This is a genomic window from Stenotrophomonas sp. GbtcB23 (assembly GCF_019091045.1).
GTDB classification, from domain to species: domain Bacteria; phylum Pseudomonadota; class Gammaproteobacteria; order Xanthomonadales; family Xanthomonadaceae; genus Stenotrophomonas; species Stenotrophomonas rhizophila_A.
In genome coordinates this window covers 1-275 of the sequence record NZ_JAGXKC010000390.1, presented here as the reverse complement: position 1 = coordinate 275, position 275 = coordinate 1, and the positions used below count along the sequence as shown (strand labels likewise).

Below are 275 nucleotides of genomic sequence, written 5' to 3'. Positions count from 1 at the left end.
CGGCAACATCCTTTTCGATGGTGCGGATATCCACAGGCTCACTCCGCTTCAGATGCGACGGCTGCGATCGCGCCTGCAGATCGTCTTCCAGGACCCTTATGCTTCGCTTGATCCGCGGATGACGATCCACGACATCGTCGCCGAGCCGCTGGTGATCCATAGGGATGTCGTCAACATGACGGCGAGCCAACGCACCGAGCGGGTCATGGAATTGCTGCTGCAGGTCGGCCTCCGTTCCGAACATCTGTTCCGTTATCCCCATGAGTTCTCCGGAG

The 275-nt window shown here is 59.3% G+C and carries 1 protein-coding gene; it reads left to right on the top strand.

The window, feature by feature from the left end:
• Nucleotides 1-275: ATP-binding cassette domain-containing protein (locus KVS69_RS19520; RefSeq protein ID WP_345776834.1), on the top strand; the 275-nt coding region annotated here is incomplete at both ends.